The 19,469-nt window shown below is 68.2% G+C and carries 20 protein-coding genes; 9 read left to right on the top strand and 11 right to left on the bottom strand.

Features of this window, described 5'->3' with window-relative positions:
• A complete protein-coding gene (locus CLU95_RS30175; RefSeq protein WP_099796988.1) occupies positions 1-1,335 on the bottom strand; it encodes a serine hydrolase domain-containing protein in 1,335 nt (444 codons plus the stop codon).
• Positions 1,336-1,482: 147 nt separating this feature from the next.
• Between CLU95_RS30175 and CLU95_RS30170 the strand changes: the two genes are divergently transcribed.
• Positions 1,483-1,959 carry a VOC family protein gene (locus CLU95_RS30170; RefSeq protein ID WP_099796987.1) on the top strand — a complete coding sequence of 159 codons (477 nt, stop codon included), beginning with the start codon at positions 1,483-1,485 and terminating at the stop codon, positions 1,957-1,959.
• 18 nt (positions 1,960-1,977) lie between these two features.
• On the opposite strand, the gene CLU95_RS30165 is transcribed toward CLU95_RS30170, so the two are convergent.
• From CLU95_RS30165 to CLU95_RS30130, 8 genes are all read right to left on the bottom strand, one after another.
• Positions 1,978-3,417 carry an MATE family efflux transporter gene (locus tag CLU95_RS30165; RefSeq protein WP_099796986.1) on the bottom strand — a complete coding sequence of 480 codons (1,440 nt, stop codon included), beginning with the start codon at positions 3,415-3,417 and terminating at the stop codon, positions 1,978-1,980.
• The gene (locus CLU95_RS30160) at positions 3,414-3,986 is read right to left on the bottom strand and encodes a DUF2239 family protein (protein WP_099796985.1); all 573 of its coding nucleotides are present in this window, start codon (positions 3,984-3,986) and stop codon (positions 3,414-3,416) included. Before CLU95_RS30160 ends, CLU95_RS30165 begins: the two co-directional genes overlap by 4 nt.
• 69 nt (positions 3,987-4,055) lie before the next feature.
• Positions 4,056-4,496 carry a MarR family transcriptional regulator gene (locus tag CLU95_RS30155; RefSeq protein WP_099796984.1) on the bottom strand — a complete coding sequence of 147 codons (441 nt, stop codon included), beginning with the start codon at positions 4,494-4,496 and terminating at the stop codon, positions 4,056-4,058.
• Complete coding sequence (locus tag CLU95_RS30150; protein WP_099796983.1) at positions 4,493-4,855, bottom strand: GIY-YIG nuclease family protein; 363 nt, start codon at positions 4,853-4,855, stop codon at positions 4,493-4,495. Before CLU95_RS30150 ends, CLU95_RS30155 begins: the two co-directional genes overlap by 4 nt.
• Before the next feature lie 56 nt (positions 4,856-4,911).
• Positions 4,912-5,421, bottom strand: a complete 510-nt coding sequence (locus tag CLU95_RS30145; RefSeq protein WP_099796982.1) for a hypothetical protein — start codon at positions 5,419-5,421, stop codon at positions 4,912-4,914.
• Positions 5,422-5,512: 91 nt separating this feature from the next.
• Positions 5,513-5,851, bottom strand: a complete 339-nt coding sequence (locus CLU95_RS30140; protein WP_099796981.1) for a hypothetical protein — start codon at positions 5,849-5,851, stop codon at positions 5,513-5,515.
• Positions 5,852-5,874: 23 nt separating this feature from the next.
• Positions 5,875-6,930, bottom strand: a complete 1,056-nt coding sequence (locus CLU95_RS31245; protein WP_257214776.1) for a hypothetical protein — start codon at positions 6,928-6,930, stop codon at positions 5,875-5,877.
• A 78-nt stretch (positions 6,931-7,008) separates the two neighbouring features.
• Complete coding sequence (locus CLU95_RS30130; protein ID WP_099796980.1) at positions 7,009-7,704, bottom strand: hypothetical protein; 696 nt, start codon at positions 7,702-7,704, stop codon at positions 7,009-7,011.
• Positions 7,705-8,084: 380 nt separating this feature from the next.
• On the opposite strand from CLU95_RS30130, the gene CLU95_RS30125 reads away from it, so the two are divergent.
• From CLU95_RS30125 to CLU95_RS30105, 5 genes are all read left to right on the top strand, one after another.
• Positions 8,085-8,879: a LuxR C-terminal-related transcriptional regulator gene (locus CLU95_RS30125; protein ID WP_099796979.1), complete on the top strand. Its 795-nt coding sequence runs from the start codon at positions 8,085-8,087 to the stop codon at positions 8,877-8,879.
• A 91-nt stretch (positions 8,880-8,970) separates the two neighbouring features.
• Positions 8,971-9,885 carry a sensor histidine kinase gene (locus tag CLU95_RS30120; protein ID WP_257214775.1) on the top strand — a complete coding sequence of 305 codons (915 nt, stop codon included), beginning with the start codon at positions 8,971-8,973 and terminating at the stop codon, positions 9,883-9,885.
• A 79-nt stretch (positions 9,886-9,964) separates the two neighbouring features.
• Entirely contained in the window at positions 9,965-12,343 is a 2,379-nt protein-coding gene (locus tag CLU95_RS30115; protein WP_099796977.1) for a Tex family protein, read from the top strand.
• Positions 12,344-12,383: 40 nt separating this feature from the next.
• Positions 12,384-13,460 (top strand): phospholipase, encoded by a 1,077-nt coding sequence (locus tag CLU95_RS30110; RefSeq protein WP_099796976.1) that lies wholly within the window; start codon positions 12,384-12,386, stop codon positions 13,458-13,460.
• Positions 13,461-13,564: 104 nt separating this feature from the next.
• Positions 13,565-14,551, top strand: a complete 987-nt coding sequence (locus CLU95_RS30105) for a tripartite tricarboxylate transporter substrate binding protein (RefSeq protein ID WP_099796975.1) — start codon at positions 13,565-13,567, stop codon at positions 14,549-14,551.
• A 28-nt stretch (positions 14,552-14,579) separates the two neighbouring features.
• On the opposite strand, the gene CLU95_RS30100 is transcribed toward CLU95_RS30105, so the two are convergent.
• A complete protein-coding gene (locus CLU95_RS30100) occupies positions 14,580-15,716 on the bottom strand; it encodes an iron-containing alcohol dehydrogenase (RefSeq protein ID WP_099796974.1) in 1,137 nt (378 codons plus the stop codon).
• A 63-nt stretch (positions 15,717-15,779) separates the two neighbouring features.
• On the opposite strand from CLU95_RS30100, the gene CLU95_RS30095 reads away from it, so the two are divergent.
• Genes CLU95_RS30095 through CLU95_RS30085 form a run of 3 tightly spaced genes read left to right on the top strand, consistent with a single transcriptional unit; the run spans position 15,780 to position 18,507 of the window.
• Positions 15,780-16,658, top strand: a complete 879-nt coding sequence (locus CLU95_RS30095; RefSeq protein ID WP_099796973.1) for a 2-keto-4-pentenoate hydratase — start codon at positions 15,780-15,782, stop codon at positions 16,656-16,658.
• A gap of 53 nt (positions 16,659-16,711) precedes the next feature.
• Positions 16,712-17,626 carry an alpha/beta hydrolase gene (locus CLU95_RS30090; RefSeq protein ID WP_099797537.1) on the top strand — a complete coding sequence of 305 codons (915 nt, stop codon included), beginning with the start codon at positions 16,712-16,714 and terminating at the stop codon, positions 17,624-17,626.
• Positions 17,623-18,507: a YbgC/FadM family acyl-CoA thioesterase gene (locus CLU95_RS30085; protein WP_099796972.1), complete on the top strand. Its 885-nt coding sequence runs from the start codon at positions 17,623-17,625 to the stop codon at positions 18,505-18,507. Before CLU95_RS30090 ends, CLU95_RS30085 begins: the two co-directional genes overlap by 4 nt.
• Before the next feature lie 9 nt (positions 18,508-18,516).
• On the opposite strand, the gene CLU95_RS30080 is transcribed toward CLU95_RS30085, so the two are convergent.
• Entirely contained in the window at positions 18,517-19,416 is a 900-nt protein-coding gene (locus tag CLU95_RS30080; protein WP_099797536.1) for a hypothetical protein, read from the bottom strand.
• Between the last annotated feature and the right edge of the window lie 53 nt (positions 19,417-19,469).

The following is a 19,469-nucleotide window of genomic DNA, read 5'->3' as shown; positions in this document are numbered from 1 at the left end:
TCAGCGACGCTGTGCCAAGAGGTGCCGTCCCAGCGCCTCGAAGGCCGGCAGCGTGACCGGGTCGTTCGCGGCATTGCCCGCGATCGGGTGCGAGGCGTAGCGCACGATCACCATCTCGGCCTTCGGGTCGATGTAGATGCGCTGGCCGTGCACGCCGCGCGCCATGTAGGCACCGTGGTCGTTGTGCGTCACCCACCACATGTTGCGGTAGCTCCAGCCCTGCAGCAGCGGGTAGCCGCCCTTGACGAAGGCAGCCTTGTCGCCGCCGCGGCGGATGTCTTCGACGGCGGCCTTGGGCACGATCTGCCGGCCTTTCACGCGGCCGTCGTTGCGCAGCATTTCGCCGAAGCGCGCGAGGTCGCGCAGGCCGGTGTTCAGGCCACCGCCCGCGAAGGGCGTGCCGATGGAGTCGACGGTGAAGTAGGCGTCCTGCTCGGCGCCCAGGTGGCGCCAGATGCGTTCCGAGAGCAACTGCGCCACGGTGCGTCCGGTGGCGCGCGCGATCACCCAACCCAGCACGTCGGAGTTGACGGTCTTGTAGCCGAAGCCTTCGCCGTGCTTGCCCTCGGGCTGCACGGTCTGCAGGAACTCGTAATAGCTGCGCGGGCCGGTGTAGTCCTTGGGCTTGGGCAGCGGGTTGCCGGCCTGCGCATGGGCCCAGACCTCGGCCTTCGGGTCGGCGTAGTCCTCGCTGAATTTCAGGCCCGTGGTCATGTTGAGCACCTGGCGCACGGTGGCGTTGCCGAAGGCCGATTTCGCGAGCTCGGGCACGTAGTCGGCCACCGGCTTGTTGGCGTCGAGCGTGCCTTCGGCCACCAGCATCGCACCCAGCGTGCCGACCACCGACTTGGTGACCGACATGGCGCCATGCTGGCCGTCGTCCTTCAGCACGCCGAAGTAGCGCTCGTAGACCACGCGCCCGCGGTGCAGCACGAGGATGCCGTCGGTGTAGGTGGCGGCCAGCGATGCGTCCCAGGTCATGGGCGTCTTCGCGTCGAGCGGCGTGAAGCTGAGCGTGTCGATGTCCTGGCGCAAGGCCTGGGGCAGGGCGGTGGGCGCGCCGAGCCCGCGCGACACGTTCACGGTCGGCATCAGCTGGCGGAAATTCGACACGCTCCAGCGCATGGCCGGAAACTGGAAATAGCTGCCGTCGTCGAAACGCAGCGTGCGGTCGGGCGGTGGCGGCGAGCCGGTCATCCAGCCGAGTTTGGCGGGGTCGCTTGCGGCGGCATCAGGGAATGTGGCATCGGCCGCACCGGCCGACACGGCCAGGGCGGCGAGCCCGGCGGTCAGGAAAGCCTGGGCGCCGAAGCGGGTTCTTGAAGGGGCGAACATGGCAGTTCCGAAGCAAAGGACCGGACCATTGTGACCCTCGGCCCCGCCTGCGAACTTCTCACTGACAGCCGCGGCGCTGGTTGACAACGCGCCGCTTCGGCTTTGATACTGAACCCTCCAGTTCATCATCGAAGCAAAGGAGATTCCATGCAGAAGATCATTCCCTGCCTCTGGTTCGACGGCAACGGCGAGGACGCGGTCAAGTTCTACACCGCCATCTTTCCGAAGTCGCGCCTGACCGACACGCTGCTCTGGGGCGATGTGAATCCGGCCAAGAAGGGCAAGCTGCTCACCGCGACCTTCGAGCTCGACGGGCAGTCGTTCATGGTGCTCAACGGCGGGCCGGAGTACAAGTTCAATCCGGCCATCTCGCTCAGCGTGACCTGTGAGACGCAGGAAGAGGTCGACTACTACTGGGACAAGCTGCTCGAGGGCGGCGGCCAGCCCGTGCAGTGCGGCTGGCTCACCGACCGCTTCGGCGTGTCGTGGCAGGTGGCGCCCCTGCCGATGATCCGCATGTTCCAGGACAAGGACCCCGCCAAGGCCGCCCGCGCGATGGCGTCCATGATGACGATGATCAAGCTCGACATCGCCACGGTGAAGAAGGCCTTCGACGGGGAGTGACCCCCGCCGAGGCGCCGATCAGACCAGCCGCCCGATCGGCTTCTTGCGCCACACCAGCCGGTAGTACGCGGTCTGCAGCAGCAGCATCGCGCCGAAGGTGACCGGGTAGGCGACCCAGATCCCGTCCAGGCCCATGCCGAAGTGGCGGCTCATGAGCCAGGCCACCGGCACTTCCACGCCCAGGATGCAGGCGATGGTGATGAGTGTCGGCACCAGCACCGAGCCGCTGGCGCGCATGATCCCCGAGACCGCCGAGGCCATGCCGAACAGCACCATGCTCCACAGCATGATGTGCAGCAGGTTCTGAGCGATCTCGATCACCGGCGCACTGGTGATGAAGAAACCCATCAGCGGACGCGAGAACAGATAGCCCAGCAGCACCAGTCCGCCCGTCAGCACGAGGTTCATGCCCAGCGCGGTCTGCACGATCGCGCCGAGCCGGTTGGCGCGGCCCGCGCCGATGGCCTGCGCGCCGAGGATCGACGTGGTGATCGCGATCGAGATGGCCGGGAACTGCACGTAGGCCACCACCTGGTTCACCGCGCCGTAGGCGGCCGTGGCGTGGGAGCCGTAGCTGTTGACCATCGACAGCAGCACCACTTCGGCCAGCGCCACCACGATCATCTGCACGCCGGTGGGCACGCCGATCTTGAGCACCGCCTTCAGCAGCTGCGGCTGGATGCGCAGGCAGCGCACGAACTCCGCGTCGGGCGCGAGCGGGCTCTTTTTCTGGCGCAGCCGGAAGCCCAGCCACGTGGTTGCGACCGCGAACGACAGCACCGAGGCCCACGCGCCCGCTGCCACGCCGAGTTGTGGCAACCCGCCCCAGCCACGGATGAGCGCGGGCGTGACGACCAGGCCGATGGCCGTGGAAATCAGCAGCGTCAGCAGCGGCGTGATGGTGTCGCCCACGCCGCGCAGCATGGCCGTGGCCAGCAGGAACAGGAACACGCCGGGCATCGCGATCAGCATGATGCGGGCGTAGCGCGTGGAGTCGGCCAGCACGTCGGGCGGCGTGCCCAGCATGGCCAGCATCGGCGTGGTGAACACACCGCCGAACACCGCGATCGCCAGGCCCAGCAGCAGGCCCACCGTGAGCGTGGTGCCCGCCACCGCCTTGGCCTTGGCCGCGTCGCGCGCGCCCCAGGCCTGGCCGATGAGCACCGAGGCGCCGGCGCCCAGTCCGATGATGAAGGCGATGAAGAAGAACATCACCGGGAAGAAGCTCGAGACTGCCGCCAGCGCGCTCACGCCGAGCATCTGCCCGACGTAGATGTTGTTGATGGTGCCGGAGAGCGACTGCAGGATGTTGCTGAGCAACATCGGCGCCAGGAAGAACAGGAACACCTTCCACAGCGGACGCGATGCCCCCACGGGCGCCACCGGCACGCCCCGCAGGCCGCTCGGATTGCCGGGGCTGCGGGTGGTGGTGCTGCTGTTGTCGGGCGCCGCGCTCATGCGGCGCCCCAGCCACCGGCCGACAGCTTGTGCAGGTGCACGCGCAGGTCGGTGGGCCAGGGTTCCACAAGGTCGCTGAAGCGCTGATGCTCGCCCGCGAACAGCGCGCGCGTGGCTTCCTCGAAGTTGGGCAGGTTGCCCGCGATGGCGGTCATGAAACGGTAGGTGGCTTCGCGTGCGGCGCGCACGGTGTCGCGGTCGGCGTGCACGTGGCGCGCGTCGTCCACCAGCTTGCGCAGCGCCACCGAGGCGCCGCCCGGCTGGCGGCCGAGCCATTCCCAGTGGCGCGGCAGCAGCGTGACTTCGCGTGCGACCACGCCCAGGCGCGGACGGCCGACGCCGCGCGGTGCGTCTTCGTGTTTCTCGGCTTCGAGCGCGGAAGTTTCGATGGCCTTCGGGTCGCGCAGATCGACATCGAGCTGCTCGCCGGTCTGGTCGTCGAACACAAGGCAGGCGGCGGCGTCGCCGCGCTCGCGCAGTTGCGTGAGGACCTGGGCCTTGGTGCCGGCGGCGACGCGCTGGAAGCCGGCAAATGCAGTGAATGTGGTCGGTAGTTCGTCGGGTGACATGCGGATTCTTTTTTGAGTTGTCGATCCGGGCGGAACGAAACGAGGTTCGTAATCTACCCGCAGGACGGTTCAGGCGTGCGACGTATCGTGATCGCCCAGCGCCCGCAGCGCGGCATGGAGGTCTGGCAGGCGTTGCGCATCCAGCGATTTCACGGCGTCGGCACAAATCGCCTCGACGGTCGTGATTGCGACCTGCATCAATTTCCTGCCGCCGCTGCGAATCACCGCATGGCGCCGGCTGTCGCCATCCGTTCCCGTCATGCGCTCGGCCAGGCCGGTCTTTTCGAGCAGCACCATCTTGCGGATCAGCGCTGACATTGGCAACCCCAGCGTGTGCGCAAGCTCGGCTATCGGCATGTTGCCATTGCCGGCACGCAGCAACAGGTGGAGCAGGGTGAAGTCTTCATAGTCCAGGCCGTGAAAGGCGCCCAGGTCTTCGTTGAGTTTCAGGCGCAGGCTGGCGTGGGCGCGGCCGAGGTCGAGGCAAAAGGCCAATGCGTCGGTGCTCATGGTGTGTTGTAGCCCTTGTCGCCGGTGCACTGGAGTTCCTCGCGCCAGAGTTCAAGCAGTTTTTCCAGCTCGGCCGCGCGGTCGAAGACGGGGTCGTCGCGCTCCTTCACCCGGTCGATTACCTCGAAGCTGAAGTGCGTCGCGCCATGCGCTACCCAGTCGCGCTGCAATGCCTTGTTGCGGTGCGAGCGCAGGTTCAGCTCGAAGCGGGCGCGGTTCATGGCACCTTCGACGTCGAGGCTGCCGGCCACGTAGACGCGGCCGTCCATCAGGTGGCGGATGACGAAGACGCCGGCAGGGCGCACGCTGTCCTTGTATTGCTTGACGAGGGTACGTCGTGTGGAGGGAGATGGATTCATCTCCAAATATTACCCGGGCAAAATACAAAACACAATACATCCGGGTAAAAATAGATTCATTCGGCGCGCAACCGATGCCATCCCCGGAGGACGCGCCGATGCACCGCCCGCACGATGCGCCAGGGGCGGCTCTCGCGCACCCGCGTCAGCACGCCGTCTTTCCAAGCCTTCCAGCGCGGGTACCAGCGGGCGAACCAGGCCAGTTGCATCAGCGAGCCTTCGACCAGCTGGAAGATCCGCGCGACCACGGCCGTGCCCGCGAGCTTGGCCAGCAGCAGCACGGCCATGCCGCTGATCGCGTGGCCGCGCCCGAACAGAAAGAGCGCCAGCAGCTTCACGGGAAAGAGCAGCAGCACCGGCACGAAGAACGCCAGCAGTGCGCCCCACGGCGGCAGCGCGCGCAGCCGGGTTTCGAGCCGCGCCCAGAAGGGCAGGCGCGACAGCCGCGCGACCAGCGCCGCCAGCGGCGCCCAGCCCCATTCCTCGAACAGCAGCACCGGCACGAGGATCGTGGTGGCGACGACGCGAAACAGGGCGCGCAAGGCGCGCACGAAGGGGTTGTGCATGCGCGAAGGGTATCCGCACACGGCCGCGCGCCGCCGGGACCTTGCGGACCCGGCGGCGCATCGTTCGAAAAAGCGGCGTCTGCGCGCCTGCCTATTTGCGGCCGACGCTGCTGTCTTCCGCAGGCCGGAAGAACAGGTACTCGCCCCGGCCCAGTTCGGGCGTGACCTCGTAGCCGCTGCACCGCGAGACGTTGCACTGGATGACCACGACGCGCGGCCAGATGGTGGCCGAGGTCGGAAACCCCGGCATGTACTGCGGCACGTGCCAGACGCCGTAGTCGCCCACCGGCTCGGCGTTCTCCGTGCCGCTGGCGTTCTGCAGGCCGCTGCCCATGGGCATCCGCTCGATGCGGATGACCGGCGTGGCGGCGACCGACGCCGTCGCCACGCAACAGGCGGCCAGCCAGAGAGGAACGGTCCTGGTGTTCATGATGATGGACTCCAGATCCGGCCTCATTGCGCGTCGACCGGTGCTGCAGCCACCTCGTCGGCCGGCTCAGCCGGCAGGCGGCGCGCGATGCGCGCTTCCAGGATGTCCGGCTGCGGGGCCAGCGCGACCGGTGCCACGGCGCTCGCCATGACCGGGGCCGGTTCCGCGGCAGGTGCAGCCGCTTCCTCGGCGGGCGCTGCGGCCACGGGAGCCGGTGCCACCTCCGGTGCAGACACCGGGACGGCGGTTGCAGCCGGCGCGGGTTGCGGTGCCGGCTGTTCCTGCACCGGGGCTGCCATGGGCATCGCCTCGACCAGCGTGGCCGGTGCGGCGGGCTGTTGCACCGCCACGACCGGCGCGGGCACCGGGGCTGGAGCCAACGCGACAGGCGTCGCAGGTGCCACAGGCGCAACCGGTTGGGGCACGGCCACCGCCACGGGGGCCGGCACAGGTGCCGGTGCCACGGCCACCGGAGCCACAGGCGCCGCCGGACGTGCCGCCACCGGTGCGCCGCTGCCTGATGCCTGCGGTCCGAACGCACTGACGCGTTCTTCGGCGGTCATCGACTGCGGGCACTTCGAGCCGGTCATCTCCAGGGCCGCCTGGGCCTGCGGGTCCATGCAGTCCATGGCCAGCGACGCTGCCTTCATGCCCTTGTTCCAGAGCTCGCGGCTCATCTTCAGGCGCTTGCAGTGCTCGTCCGTCCAGGTGGTGCCGAAGCTCAGCCCGACCCCCGGGCCGTTGGCACTGGCGCTCGAGCTGCCCATGCAGGTGTCATTGCTGGTCGTCAGGTTCGGGCCGCTCACGGAGGGCACGTTCTTGACGGTGTAGCTGCCACGGTAGTCGACGACGCTGGTCGTCGCACCCGTGTTGTTGATGTTCTGTGTGCTGTTGCTGTCCACCGTGGCCCGGGAGGTGACATCCGAGGGGGCGGAGCTGTTGAAGTTCACCGCCTGGGTGTTGCCCTGGGCGTTGGTGGTGGCCGAGCTCTGCGACTGGTTGTTGGCGCCACCCGCCGTTGTTTGCGCCAAGGCGCCCGCGGACAAGCCCAGCAAGGTCAGGGCGATCAATGTTTTCATTTTTTCGACTCCTTTGGGAAGCGGGGGAGGGGCGTGCCCCTCCCCATTTCTGGTCCAACAACCGATTGACCGGATCGCTCAGGGAGCGGATGCCGTTGCGCCAGCGCCCGCAGTACCGCCGGTGGGAACCGCGTTCATCCAAGTCACCGCGTTGCCGGTGCTGGCATTGATGACGCCCGAGGAACCACCGGCCGAGCCTGCGCCCGCCGTGACAGCGGTGTTGTTGTTGAAGAAGCCGTTCGTGGCGTTGGACGTGGCGCTGTAGCCCGACAGCGTGCCGGAGGTCCGCGTCACCAGGGCGGCGCCGCCGCCAGGGCCCGCGGCCGTGGCGGCCGAGTTGTTGGTGCTGGAGGTGGCCACGCCGGTTGCGCTACCGCCGACCGGGTTGATGACGCCCGACGCGTAGTTGGCGTTGGCGGCCGAGCCCGCGTTGGCCTGAGCGTTCGCACCGCCTGCCGCGAGGCCGTTGCCGGTCGTCACGGCCAAGCTGGTCACGCTGCCCTGAGTGGCTGCCGTGCCGCCGACCGCTGCGCTGCCGGTGCGGTTGATGAAGTTGCCGCTCGTGTTGGATGCGGCATTGGCCGAGGCCGCCGAGCCCGAGTTGGCTGCGTTGTAGCTCAAGGCGCTGCCGGTTCCGGAACTTGCGGCAACCGAGCCTGCCGAGCTCGACGAGCCCGTGGTGGTGGCGGTAGCTGCAAGGGCCGTGCTGGTTGCGGTTGCCGAAGCAACGCCAGCCACGAGAACCACTGCCATGGCGATAAGAGTCTTCTTCATGATGCTTCCTCGATAGTGTTGAAACGAACCCGATCGCCGGGGAATCCGGCCATCAGCTAACGGTCAGCGAGCACGGATTGAAGGGATTCCGTTGCGACCGGGATGCAGTTTCAGCGGGGGGAAGCGATCGAAAAATGCCTCAGGGTGGGTAGTGCAAGGCTATGGCGAAAGCAATGCCCGAAGGCGTTTTGGGCGTTGGGAGGGAATCGGTTTGAGGCCCTGTTCCCCTCGTGGGCACTATCACTTTCGTTCACATTCTGGCAATATTGCAACCGAAAGAAACCAAGGTAATCAAAAAAGCCCCGAACCAAAAAAAGAGTAGATATCGATTAACTTTTGTTCACGAAGTCGCGACTTTTATCTGTGACAAGGGGACGCAAATGGAAAACGAACTTGACATTTCATTGACCGACGTCAGTGGCGGTGCTAGGAAATTCTCCAATCCTGGCCAGTTTGGTGGGCTCCTCGCGCCCTCGGCGGATACCCTGCCGTGGCCGGACTACCTCACAGGCCAGGAAACCAAGCCCGTTCGTGTCTTGCTCGTCGACGACGATCCCTTTGTTCGCCGCGTCATCGCCCAGGAGCTGCTGGGCGATCTGCGCATCCAGCTCGAGGGCCAGGCCGGCTCCCTGCGCGAGGGCCGGCGCCTCCTCATGCAGCATGAATTCGATGTGCTCATGGTCGACATCCGCCTCGGAGACGGCAGTGGATTCGAGCTCATCGAAGAAGCCAAGAAACACCGCAGCGCCGCCGAGATCATCGTCATTTCCGCCCTGGAAGACGAGCCTCAGGTGCTGCACGCTTTCGAGCTCGGCGCCTCGGGTTACCTGGTAAAGAACGCCTGGTTCCAGAGCTACGCCCAGGCCGTGCTGCAGGTGGTCAACGGCGGGGCCGCCATCACCCCCCGGCTGGCACGCCGGCTGCTCGTGCACCTGGACCACCAACGCTCCAATGCGAGCCCGGTGCGCCCGCCGGACAGCAAGGCCACCCTGTCGGCACGGGAGCGCGAAGTGTTGCGACTTGTAGCCACGGGATATGTGACGGAAGAGATCGCACTGCAGCTCACCATCAGTGCCCAGACGGTTAACGCGCACGTCAAAAACATCTACCGCAAGCTGCACGCCCACACCCGCGCGCAGGCCGTGAGCTTCGCCTCGCACCGGGGGCTGCTCTAGGGCGCGCTTCGGGCGCGCCGCGTTCGCAGCGGAGCCACCCATGCCCGCGTCGGCGCCCCCGCTCCCGCCGTATTTCCTGGAGGACCAGTTCGTGTGGCTTTCCATCGCAGCGTGGTGCGTGCTCCTGATCTGGCTGTGGCCGCGTGCCTCGCGCCGGCGGATGCTGCTGTGGGTGGGGCTTGCGTTTGCGCTGCACCTGACGCCGGTGGTGGGGCAGGTGATTCGCGCGACCTCGGCGATCACCACGCTGGGCACCGAGGTACCGCTCGCTTTCTGGGCCTTGCAGGGCGTGAACATTGCGGTGCTTTGCATGATCGTCGGCACCTGGTACCTCACGCGGCGGCGCCTTCTGCGCAACCGCCAGGCGCAGGCCGTGCTCGCCGAGCGCCGCCGCATCGCCAGCGACCTGCATGACGGCGTCGGCTCGCGGCTGGTGGCGCTCATGGCCAGCTACGACCCGCGCTCCGCCGACGCCCGCGAGCTGTCGATGGCCCTGCAGGCCTGCCTGCTGGAGCTGCAGATGACGGTCGACTCCCTCGACGACCAGGCCGACACCAGCATCGGCGAGCGTTTGGGTCATTTGCGTTACCGGCTGCAACCGGCGTTCGACCGGCTGGGCATCGCGCTCGTGTGGAATGTGCAGGACGTGGTGCTGGCGCCGCCGCTGTCGTCCGAAGCCGCGATGCAGCTGTGCCGCATCGCGCAGGAGGCCTTGTCGAACGTGCTGCGCCATTCGCAGGCGTCGCGCGTGGAAGTGCGCTTTGGCCCGCGCGAACGCTCGCACGGGCTGGTGCTCGAAGTGCTGGACGACGGGTGCGGCCTGGCCGGGGCGGCCGGCGAGCCCGGAGGCAAGGGCCTGCGCAGCATGCGCGAGCGCGCCGATGCGCTGCACGGCGAGCTGGCCGTCATGGACGCGGCGCCGCACGGGCTGCGCATCCGGCTCGTGATGCCCGGCGAGGTGCAGCCGTCGACCGCGGTTCCGATGGAGCCCGAGCGCACGTTGTAACCATCCCGTAGCGACGGCCGGCGAGGGGCGTCTTCGCCTATGGCAAACTTCCGCGCTTTGCCAGGGACGCGCTCAAGACATGCAGAAAATCATTCGCCAGCTCGCCGTTGAAATCAAGGTCGGCGAGCACCAGGTGAAGGCCGCCGTCGACCTGCTCGACGAAGGCGCCACGGTTCCGTTCATTGCCCGCTATCGCAAGGAAGTCACGGGCGGCCTCGACGACATCCAGCTGCGCGAACTGGAAGCCCGGTTGTCTTACCTGCGCGAACTTGAAGACCGCCGCGTGGCGGTGCTCAAGGCCATCGACGAGCAGGGCAAGCTGACCCCCGAGCTGCGCGCTGCGATCGAATTCGCGCCCACCAAGCAGGAACTCGAAGACCTGTACCTGCCGTTCAAGCAGAAGCGCCGCACCAAGGGTCAGATCGCCCGTGAATTCGGGATCGAGCCGCTGGCCGACAAGCTGCTGGCCGACCCCATGCTCGACCCCGCCGCCGAAGCGCAGGCCTTCCTGCAGCCCGCCACCACGCTGGACGACGGCAAGCCGGGCCCCGATTTCTCCACCGTGCCGCTCGTGCTCGACGGCGTGCGCGACATCCTTTCCGAGCGCTGGGCCGAAGACGCCGTGCTGGTGCAGGGCCTGCGCGAATGGCTCTGGAACGAAGGCCTGCTCAAGTCCAGCCTGATGAGCGGCAAGGACGAAAACAACGCCGACATCGCCAAGTTCCGCGACTACTTCGACTACGACGAGCCCATCGGCCGCGTGCCCTCGCACCGCGCCCTGGCCGTGTTCCGCGGCCGCGCGCTCGAGGTGCTCGACGCCAAGCTCGTGCTGCCCGTCGAACCCGAGCCGGGCAAGCCCAGCATCGCCGAAGGCAAGATCGCGCTGCACCTGGGCTGGAGCCACGCCGCCCGCCCGGCCGACGACCTGCTGCGCAAGTGCGTGGCCTGGACCTGGCGCGTGAAGCTGGCGCTGTCGACCGAGCGTGACCTGTTCACCCGCCTGCGCGAAGACGCCGAAAAAGTCGCCATCAAGGTGTTCGCCGACAACCTGCGCGACCTGCTGCTGGCCGCACCCGCCGGCCCGCGCGTCGTGATGGGGCTCGACCCCGGCATCCGCACCGGCGTGAAGGTGGCCGTGGTCGATTCGACCGGCAAGCTGGTCGAAACCGCCACCGTGTTCCCGCACGAGCCGCGCAAGGACTGGGAAGGCTCGCTGCACACGCTGGGCAAGCTGTGCGCCAAGCACGGCGTCAACCTCATCGCCATCGGCAACGGCACCGCCAGCCGCGAGACCGACAAGCTGGCCGGCGACCTCATCAAGCTGCTGGCCAAGATGGCCGCGCAGGCCGGTGCGCCCGAAATGACGGTCGACAAGGTCGTGGTCAGCGAAGCCGGTGCCTCGGTGTATTCCGCCAGCGAATTCGCCTCGCAGGAAATGCCCGATGTCGACGTGAGCCTGCGCGGCGCGGCCTCCATTGCGCGCCGCCTGCAAGACCCGCTGGCCGAGCTCGTGAAGATCGACCCCAAGAGCATCGGCGTGGGCCAGTACCAGCACGACGTGAACCAGAGCGAACTCGCGCGCACCCTGCAGACCGTGGTCGAAGACTGCGTGAACTCGGTGGGCGTCGACCTGAACACCGCGAGCGTGCCGTTGCTCAGCCGCGTGTCCGGCCTGTCGGGCAGCGTGGCCAAGGCCGTGGTGCGCTGGCGCGAAGCCAACGGCGCCTTCTCGACCCGCAAGCAGCTGCTCGACGTGACCGGCTTCGGCCCCAAGGCTTTCGAGCAGAGCGCCGGCTTCCTGCGCATCCGCGACGGCGCCGACCCGCTGGACATCACCGGCGTGCACCCGGAAACCTACCCGCTGGTCGAGCAGATCATCGTCAAGACCGGCAAACCGATCGCCGAGCTGATGGGCCGCGCCGACATGCTCAAGACGCTCAAGCCCGAGCTGTTCGCCAACGAGAAGTTCGGCGTCATCACGGTCAAGGACATCCTGGGCGAACTCGAGAAGCCCGGCCGCGACCCGCGCCCCGACTTCAAGGTGGCGCGCTTCAACGATGGCGTGGACGACATCAAGGACCTGGTCGAGGGCATGATCCTCGAGGGCACCGTGAGCAACGTCGCCCAGTTCGGCGCCTTCATCGACCTCGGCGTGCACCAGGACGGCCTGGTCCACGTGAGCCAGCTGAGCCACAAGTTCGTCAACGACGCCCGCGAAGTCGTCAAGACCGGCGACATCGTCAAGGTCAAGGTGATGGAAGTCGACGTCGCCCGCAAGCGCATCGGCCTGTCGATGAAGCTCGACGCAGCGCCCGCCCGCCGCGACGGCCCGCGCGACAACCGCTTCGAAGGGGCGGGGCGCGGCCAGCAGCAGCAACAAGGCCGACGCGACAACGCGCCGCAGCCGGCGGGGCAGATGGCGAGTGCGTTTGCCAAGTTGCAGGGGTTGCGCAAGTAAGCCACCCGCGCACCGCACGTTTCTTGCAGACACCGCCGGCATGAAAGCCCTGCGCATCTACGCCGGCCCCGCGGCCCGCCAGCACATCGAGCAACACGGCCTGCGCCCGCAGGACGTGCGCACCATCCCCGGCGCGGCAGGCGGGCCCAAGGGGCTGATCCTCGGGCCGCTCGATCGCTTCATCTTCGGGCGCTGGCTCACGCAGTCGAGCCAGCCGGTGGACCTGGTGGGTGCCTCGATCGGCGCGTGGCGGCTGGCGACAGCCTGCCTGTCGGACCCGGAAGCGGCCTTCGGGCGCTTCGAGCACGACTACGTGCGCCAGCAGTTCGAAGTGCCGCCAGGCCAGAAGCGGCTCAGCCCGCACCAGCTCAGCGAGCGTTTCGCGGAAAGCCTCGACACCTTCTACGGCGGACGCATCGGCGAGGTGCTGAGCCATTCGCGCTACCGGCTGCACGTGGTGACCTCGCGCGGGCGCCACATCCTCGGGCGCGAGGGCAGGGCGCGCACGCCGGTCGGCTACCTGGGCGCCTTTGCGAGCAACAGCCTGCACCGCAAGAGCCTGGGTGCGTGGCTGGAGCGCTGCGTGTTCTCCACGCCCGGCGCGGCCTTGCCCTTCGGCACGACCGACTTCCGCACGCGCCAGCACGCGCTGAGCGAGGCCAACTTCAACCGGGTGCTGCAGGCGTCGTGTTCCATTCCGTTCCTGCTGGCCGCGGTGCACGACATTCCGGGCGCGCCGCGCGGCGCCTACTGGGACGGCGGCATCACCGACTACCACCTGCACCTCGACTATCAACCGGCCGACGAAGGCATCGTGCTGTACCCGCACTTCCAGCAGGCGGTGGTGCCGGGCTGGCTCGACAAGGGGCTGCGCTGGCGCCACAAGTCGACGCGCTTTCTCGACCGCATGGTGGTGCTCGCGCCCGACCCCGAGTGGGTGAAGACGCTGCCCCACGGCAAGCTGCCCGACCGCAAGGATTTCATCCGCTTCGCGAACGACGCGCAGGCGCGCATCGCGGCCTGGGGCCAGGCCACGCGCGAGGCGACGCGGATGTCAGACGAGTTCGAGGCCTGGCTCGGCGACGATGGGCGTTCGCGCGACATCCTGCCGCTCTGAGCGCACCAAAGTACCGTTGTCCCGTCGGGGACAAACCCTGAGCGCCGGCGTAGGAGCGCGCTTCGAGAATGGCCCGATCCATGCCATCCGAAGGGTTCCCGACCATGCCGCACGCCACGCTCTCCCGCCGCCGCTTTTCCCTTGCCACTGCGGCTGCCGCCGCCAGCCTTGCCGCACCCTCTTTCGCGCAAAGCGCGTGGCCGAACAAGCCGATCCGCATCGTCGTTCCCTACACACCGGGCGGCTTCACCGACCAGATGGCGCGGCTGGTACAGGTGGGCCTGCAGACGCGGCTCGGCCAGCCCGTGGTGATCGACAACAAGCCCGGCGCCAACAGCCTGATCGGCGTCGATGCCGTGGCCAAGGCAGCGCCCGACGGCAGCACCTTCGGCGTCGTCATCGCGGCCTACACGGCCAACACCACGCTGTACCCCAAGCTGCCTTACGACCCGCGCAAGGACCTCGTGGGCGTGTCGTTGATGGGTGTGTCGCCGCTGCTCGCGGCGGTGAATAACGATGCACCGTTCAAGACCGCGCGAGAGCTCATCGACTACGCACGCGCGCATCCCGGCAAGATCAGCTTCGGCTCGTCGGGCAACGGCTCGGCCGCGCACCTCACGAGCGAGCTGTGGAAGTCGCTCACGCAGACCTACATGATCCACATCCCGTACCGTGGCGCGGTGCCCGCGTTGACCGACCTGATGGGCGGGCAGATCCAGCTGTTCTTCGACGCGCCCACGGGCCTCATCAACCAGGGCAAGGCCGGCAAGGTGCGGCTGATCGGCGTGGCCGGCGACAAGCGCCTGCCGGCCGTGCCCGACGTGCCCACCTTCATCGAGCAGGGCTTCGCGGGCTTCACCGGCAGCACCTGGGCCGGCATGCTGGCGCCGGCGGGCACGCCGCGCGAGATCCTCAAGCGCATGTCGGAGGAGGTGGCACGCATCATCAAGAGCGACGAGACGCGCGCCAAGCTCGACGCCATGGGCACCTTCCCGGCGGGCAGCACGCCCGAGGAGTTCGATGCCTTCATCGCCGCCGAGACCACCAAGTGGGGCAAGGTGATCCGCACGGCGGGGGTCAAGCTGGAGTAGTGCGGCGACCATCGTCGCCGGCGGGGACTTACATCGACGCTTCGAGCATCGCCTTGTAGTCGTCGCGCGTGGCCAGCCGCGGGTTGGTCTTGTGGCAATGGTCGGCCATGGCGCCGTCGATGATCTGTTCGAACATCGCGGGCGTCACGCCCACTTCGGCCAGGCCGGTGGGCAGTCCGAGGCGCGCGTTCATGTCGCGGATCGCATCGCCGAGGTCGCCGGCCGAATCCAGGTGCATGGCCTGTGCCATGCGCTGCAGGCGCTGTTCTTTCTGCACCGACTCGGCACCCGAATTGAAGTGGATCACCGCCGGCAGGAAGAGGGCGTTGAGCGTGCCGTGGTGCAGGCGCGGGTCGACACCGCCCAGGCTGTGGCTCAGCGAGTGCACGCAGCCCAGGCCCTTCTGGAAGGCCATGGCGCCCTGCATCGATGCGCTCATGAGGTTCAGGCGCGCCTCGCGGTCGCTGCCGTCTTTGGTCGCGCGTTCGATGTGGCTCCACGCGCGCTCCAGGCCGTCAAGGCCGATGCCGTCGGCCGGCGGGTTGAAGGCGGCCGACATGAAGGTTTCCATGCAGTGCGCAATGGCGTCCATGCCGGTGGCGGCCGTGAGCCGGGGCGGCAGGCCGAGCGTGAGCTCGGGGTCGCAGATGGCGGCCTTGGGCATGAGGAACCAGCTGTGGAAGCCCAGCTTGCGGTGGTCGTCGACGATGACGATGGCGCCGCGCGCCACCTCGCTGCCGGTGCCGCTGGTGGTGGGCACGGCAATGAGCGGCACCGCGCGCTCGGTGATCTTGGGCGAGCCGCCTTCGATGGTGGCGTAAGTCTTGAGCGGGCCTTCATGCGTGGCGGCGATGGCCACGCCCTTGGCGCAGTCGATGGCGGAGCCGCCGCCCACGGCGATGAGGCCGTCGCAGCGGCCGCTGCGGTAGAGCTCGACGGCGGCGCGCACGGCGGCCTCGGTCGGGTTGGAGGGCGTCTGGTCGAACACCGAGACCTCGAGATCGGCGATGGCATCGAGCGCCTTCTGCAGCACGCCGGCCGCGCGCACGCCGGCGTCGGTGACGATCAGGGGGCGGTTGATGCCGATGCGCGCGCACTCGCTCGACAGGAGCTGGATGGCGCCGAATTCGAACTGGATCTGGGTGAGGTATTGGATGAGGGCCATGAGGGGGAACGCCCGAGGGCAGTACGATTGCTGACCGTTCGAATCTAACAAGAGGGGACATTCTTGCCCATCAACAAAACCCTTGCGTGTGTCGCACTCGGCACAGTGCTGCTCGCACTCGGCGCCGCGGCCCAGGCCGCCTGCCTCAGCGACACCCAAGTAGCCGACTTCGCCGCGGCGCAGGCGGCGCGTACGCCCGCCGCCGACATCGAGAACCTCGACGAGGCCGACGCCGCCTGCACGCGCGCCAAGCTCAACGTGCTGCATGCGCGCAACCTCGGTGACGTGGTCGGCTACAAGGCGGGCCTGACCAACCCCGCGGTGCAGAAGCGCTTCAACTACGACCAGCCGGTGTGGGGCGTGCTCTACCAGCGCATGCTGCTCGACACCGGTGCGGTGGTCGATGCGGCCTTCGGCGCGCGGCCGCTGTTCGAAGCCGACATGCTGGTGCGCGTGAAGAGCGCCGACATCCACAAGGCGAAGACGCCGGCCGAGGTGCTGGCCAACATCGACCAGCTCATTCCCTTCATCGAGCTGCCCGACCTCGCGGTGCAGACGCCGTCCAAGCTCAACGGCCCGGGCGTGGCGGCCATCAACGTCGGTGCGCGGCTCGGCGTGCGCGGCCTGTCGGTCGATGTGCCGACCACAGCCGACGGCCAGTCCTGGATGCTCGAGAGCCTGCGCGACATGCGCGTGGTCATGAAGGACGGGCAGGGCAAGGAGCTGGCCACCGGCAAGGGCTCGGACATCCTCGAGCACCCGCTCAATGCCGTGGTGTGGCTGGCCGGCGCGCTGGCCAAGGAAGGCATCGCGCTGAAGCCGGGCGACCTGATCAGCCTGGGCTCGTTCTCGCCGCTGCTGCCGCCCAAGGCCGGGCTGACGGTGGTGGTGAGCTACGAGGGGCTGTCGCGCATGCAACCGGTGGTGGTGTCTTTCAAGTGAACGCGACCACGACAACGAACAACCGCCTCACGCAGCCCGCACTCACCGCGAAGATGGCCGGCGTGGTCGAGCGCATGGGGCGCGCGGGCCATCCACCGCTCGATCGCCTCACGCCCGACGAAGCCAAGGCCTCGTACGAAAAAGGCGCGGGTGTGCTCGAGGTGCCGAAGCCCGAGCTGGCGCGCATCGAAGACTTCCACATTGCCGCGCGCGACGGCCACGCGATGCCCGCGCGGCTGTATGCGCCGTCGGCCGAGGTGCTGCCGGTGCTCGTGTACTTCCACGGCGGTGGCTTCACGGTCGGCAACATCCGAACGCACGACACGCTGTGCCGCGTGCTGAGCCAGAAAAGCGGCTGCGCGGTGGTGTCGGTCGACTACCGGCTCGCGCCCGCGCACAAGTTTCCGACCGCATCGAACGATGCCTGGGATGCCTTCCAGTTCGTCGCCACGCAAGGCGCGAGCCTCGGCCTCGACGGCACGCGCCTCGCCGTGGGCGGCGACAGTGCCGGCGGCACGCTGGCGGCCGTGTGCGCGATCCTGGCGCGCGATGCCGGCCTGCCGGTGGCGCTGCAGTTGCTCATTTATCCGGGCATGGCCGCGCACCAGGACACCGAGTCGCACCGACGCCATGTCGACGGTCCGCTGCTGACGAAGGCCATGATCGACTTCTTCTTCGGCCAGTACGTGAACACGCCCGCCGACCGCGACGACTGGCGCTTTGCGCCCTTGCTGGCCGACGACGTCGACGGCGTGGCGCCGGCCTGGATCGGGCTGGCGGAGGCCGACCCCGTGGTGGACGAAGGCATCGCCTACGCCGACAAGCTGCGCGCCGCGGGCGTGGCGGTCGACCTGGAAATCTACCGTGGCGTGATCCACGAATTCATCAAGATGGGTCGGGCGATTCCCGAAGCGCTGCAAGCGCAGAACGACGCGGCCCGCGCACTGAAAGAGGCATTGAACCCATGAGCGAGCACAACAACGACACGCCCGTCCGCGCGGACTTCCGTTTTTTCCACCGCCTGCGCGTGCGCTGGGCCGAGGTGGACATGCAGAAGATCGTCTTCAACGCGCACTACCTGATGTACTTCGACACCGCCATCGCCGACTACTGGCGGGCGATGGCGCTTCCTTATGAAGAGGCCATGCTGGAACTTGGCGGCGACCTGTACGTGCGCAAGGCGACCATCGACTTCGGCGCCTCCGCGCGCATGGACGACGTGATCGACGTGGGCATGAAGTGCGCGCGCATCGGCAACTCGTCGATCGTGTTCCAGGGCGGGCTTTTCCGTCAGGACCAGTTCCTGGTCGGCTGCGAGCTCGTCTACGTGTTTGCCGACCCGGCCACGCAGACCTCGAAGGCGGTGCCTGCCGCGCTGCGCGAAACGCTGATGGCCTTCGAGGCCGGCGAGCCGATGCGCACCGTCGAGACCGGCGACTGGGCCGCGCTCGGCGAAGGCGCGAGCGCGCTGCGCCGCGCCGTGTTCATCGAAGAGCAGAACATTCCCAAGGAGCTGGAATGGGATGCGCACGACGCCGTCGTGCTGCATGCTGTGGCGCGCAACCGCATCGGGCAGGTCATCGGCACGGGCCGGCTGCTGGCCGCCGAAGACGGCGTGTCGCACATCGGCCGCATGGCGGTGCACCGCACCTTGCGCAGCGGCGGGCACGGCGCGGCCGTGGTGCAGGCGCTCGAAGACGCGGCCCGCGCACGCGGCGACCGCGAGGTGGCGCTCAATGCGCAGCGCAGCGCCGAGCGTTTCTATGCGCGGCTCGGCTACGCGGTGCATGGGCAGCCTTTCGAGGAAGCCGGCATTCCGCACATCGAGATGCGGCGCGCGCTGCGCTGAGCAAGCCGATCAGTAGCGGGCGGGCGGGTCCGGCACGTAGCCCGGGTCCGGGTCCGAGCCCGGGAACGGCGACGGACCTGACGGGCGCGGCCAGCGCTGCGGCATCGGAATGACGCCCGCGGCGACCAGGTTTTCGCGGCTGTCGTAGCGGATGCGGATCACCTCGTCGGGCTGCGAATTGGCGCGCTCGAAGGTCGTCTTGCCGACGTAAGAAGTCTCGCGCCGTCCGTGGGCCGTGCCCAGGCTCGGGCTGGGCGCCGACTGGCGGGCCATGGCGCCGGCCGAGGACTCGGCGGCCATGTCGCCGTTGCCGGCGGGAGGAGCCGCCTTGGCGCGTGCATCGCCCATCGAGGACGGCGCCTCGCTGCGCCGTTCGCGGTTGCTGTACTCATCGCGCGACGGATACGGCATCACGACCGGCGGCTCCGGCTGTCGCTCGCGGAACATCGCGACGCCGATCACGCCCACGTCGTCGGGGCGGCCCGTGCGGCTCGCGTACGAGTTGCCGGCGGCGGCGAACTCGAAGGCCGCGATCTGCGAATCGCTCTTGCGCCAGCCCGTGATGTCGCTGCGCTCGCGCGGTCCGAACACGTAGCCGTTCTGGCCGATGCCGGCGGTTTCGCCGGTGACGACGTTGACGCCGTCCACCGACATCACGGCCATGACGCGTTCGCCCATCGCATTGCGTGCCCGGATCGCATAGCGTGCGCCGGGCCGGCCGGCCACCCAGTACTCGCCGCGGTGGCGGTAGATCGGCAGCTCGGCGCCGTTCGTGCGGTCGACGATGCTGATGTTCATCAGCCCGCCGATGCGGGGGGCGCTGGAGGGGTACGGCCGGGCCGGGCTTTCTGCCGCCGCCGACAGCGCGGTCAGGGCCAGGACGGTGGTGAGGAGAAGTCTGCGCTGCATCATGGTGGCTTCCTTGCCAGGAGTGGATCGATGCAGGCTTCTACGGCGGGGCC

Source organism: Variovorax sp. 54, from assembly GCF_002754375.1.
GTDB lineage: Bacteria > Pseudomonadota > Gammaproteobacteria > Burkholderiales > Burkholderiaceae_C > Variovorax.
The sequence above is the reverse complement of the archived record's forward strand: the minus strand, read 5'-3'. Positions and strand labels throughout refer to the sequence as shown.

Bases quoted from the DNA above. Each gene is read 5' to 3' on its own strand.
- CLU95_RS30115 (WP_099796977.1), top strand. From the start codon at position 9,965: ATGCAGAAAATCATTCGCCAGCTCGCCGTTGAAATCAAGGTCGGCGAG.
- CLU95_RS30140 (WP_099796981.1), bottom strand. From the start codon at position 5,851: ATGAACACCAGGACCGTTCCTCTCTGGCTGGCCGCCTGTTGCGTGGCG.
- CLU95_RS30085 (WP_099796972.1), top strand. From the start codon at position 17,623: ATGAGCGAGCACAACAACGACACGCCCGTCCGCGCGGACTTCCGTTTT.
- CLU95_RS30080 (WP_099797536.1), bottom strand. From the start codon at position 19,416: ATGCAGCGCAGACTTCTCCTCACCACCGTCCTGGCCCTGACCGCGCTG.
- CLU95_RS30090 (WP_099797537.1), top strand. From the start codon at position 16,712: ATGGCCGGCGTGGTCGAGCGCATGGGGCGCGCGGGCCATCCACCGCTC.
- CLU95_RS30170 (WP_099796987.1), top strand. From the start codon at position 1,483: ATGCAGAAGATCATTCCCTGCCTCTGGTTCGACGGCAACGGCGAGGAC.
- CLU95_RS30100 (WP_099796974.1), bottom strand. From the start codon at position 15,716: ATGGCCCTCATCCAATACCTCACCCAGATCCAGTTCGAATTCGGCGCC.
- CLU95_RS30145 (WP_099796982.1), bottom strand. From the start codon at position 5,421: ATGCACAACCCCTTCGTGCGCGCCTTGCGCGCCCTGTTTCGCGTCGTC.
- CLU95_RS31245 (WP_257214776.1), bottom strand. From the start codon at position 6,930: ATGAAAACATTGATCGCCCTGACCTTGCTGGGCTTGTCCGCGGGCGCC.
- CLU95_RS30175 (WP_099796988.1), bottom strand. From the start codon at position 1,335: ATGTTCGCCCCTTCAAGAACCCGCTTCGGCGCCCAGGCTTTCCTGACC.
- CLU95_RS30130 (WP_099796980.1), bottom strand. From the start codon at position 7,704: ATGAAGAAGACTCTTATCGCCATGGCAGTGGTTCTCGTGGCTGGCGTT.
- CLU95_RS30125 (WP_099796979.1), top strand. From the start codon at position 8,085: ATGGAAAACGAACTTGACATTTCATTGACCGACGTCAGTGGCGGTGCT.
- CLU95_RS30165 (WP_099796986.1), bottom strand. From the start codon at position 3,417: ATGAGCGCGGCGCCCGACAACAGCAGCACCACCACCCGCAGCCCCGGC.
- CLU95_RS30155 (WP_099796984.1), bottom strand. From the start codon at position 4,496: ATGAGCACCGACGCATTGGCCTTTTGCCTCGACCTCGGCCGCGCCCAC.
- CLU95_RS30150 (WP_099796983.1), bottom strand. From the start codon at position 4,855: ATGAATCCATCTCCCTCCACACGACGTACCCTCGTCAAGCAATACAAG.
- CLU95_RS30110 (WP_099796976.1), top strand. From the start codon at position 12,384: ATGAAAGCCCTGCGCATCTACGCCGGCCCCGCGGCCCGCCAGCACATC.
- CLU95_RS30105 (WP_099796975.1), top strand. From the start codon at position 13,565: ATGCCGCACGCCACGCTCTCCCGCCGCCGCTTTTCCCTTGCCACTGCG.
- CLU95_RS30160 (WP_099796985.1), bottom strand. From the start codon at position 3,986: ATGTCACCCGACGAACTACCGACCACATTCACTGCATTTGCCGGCTTC.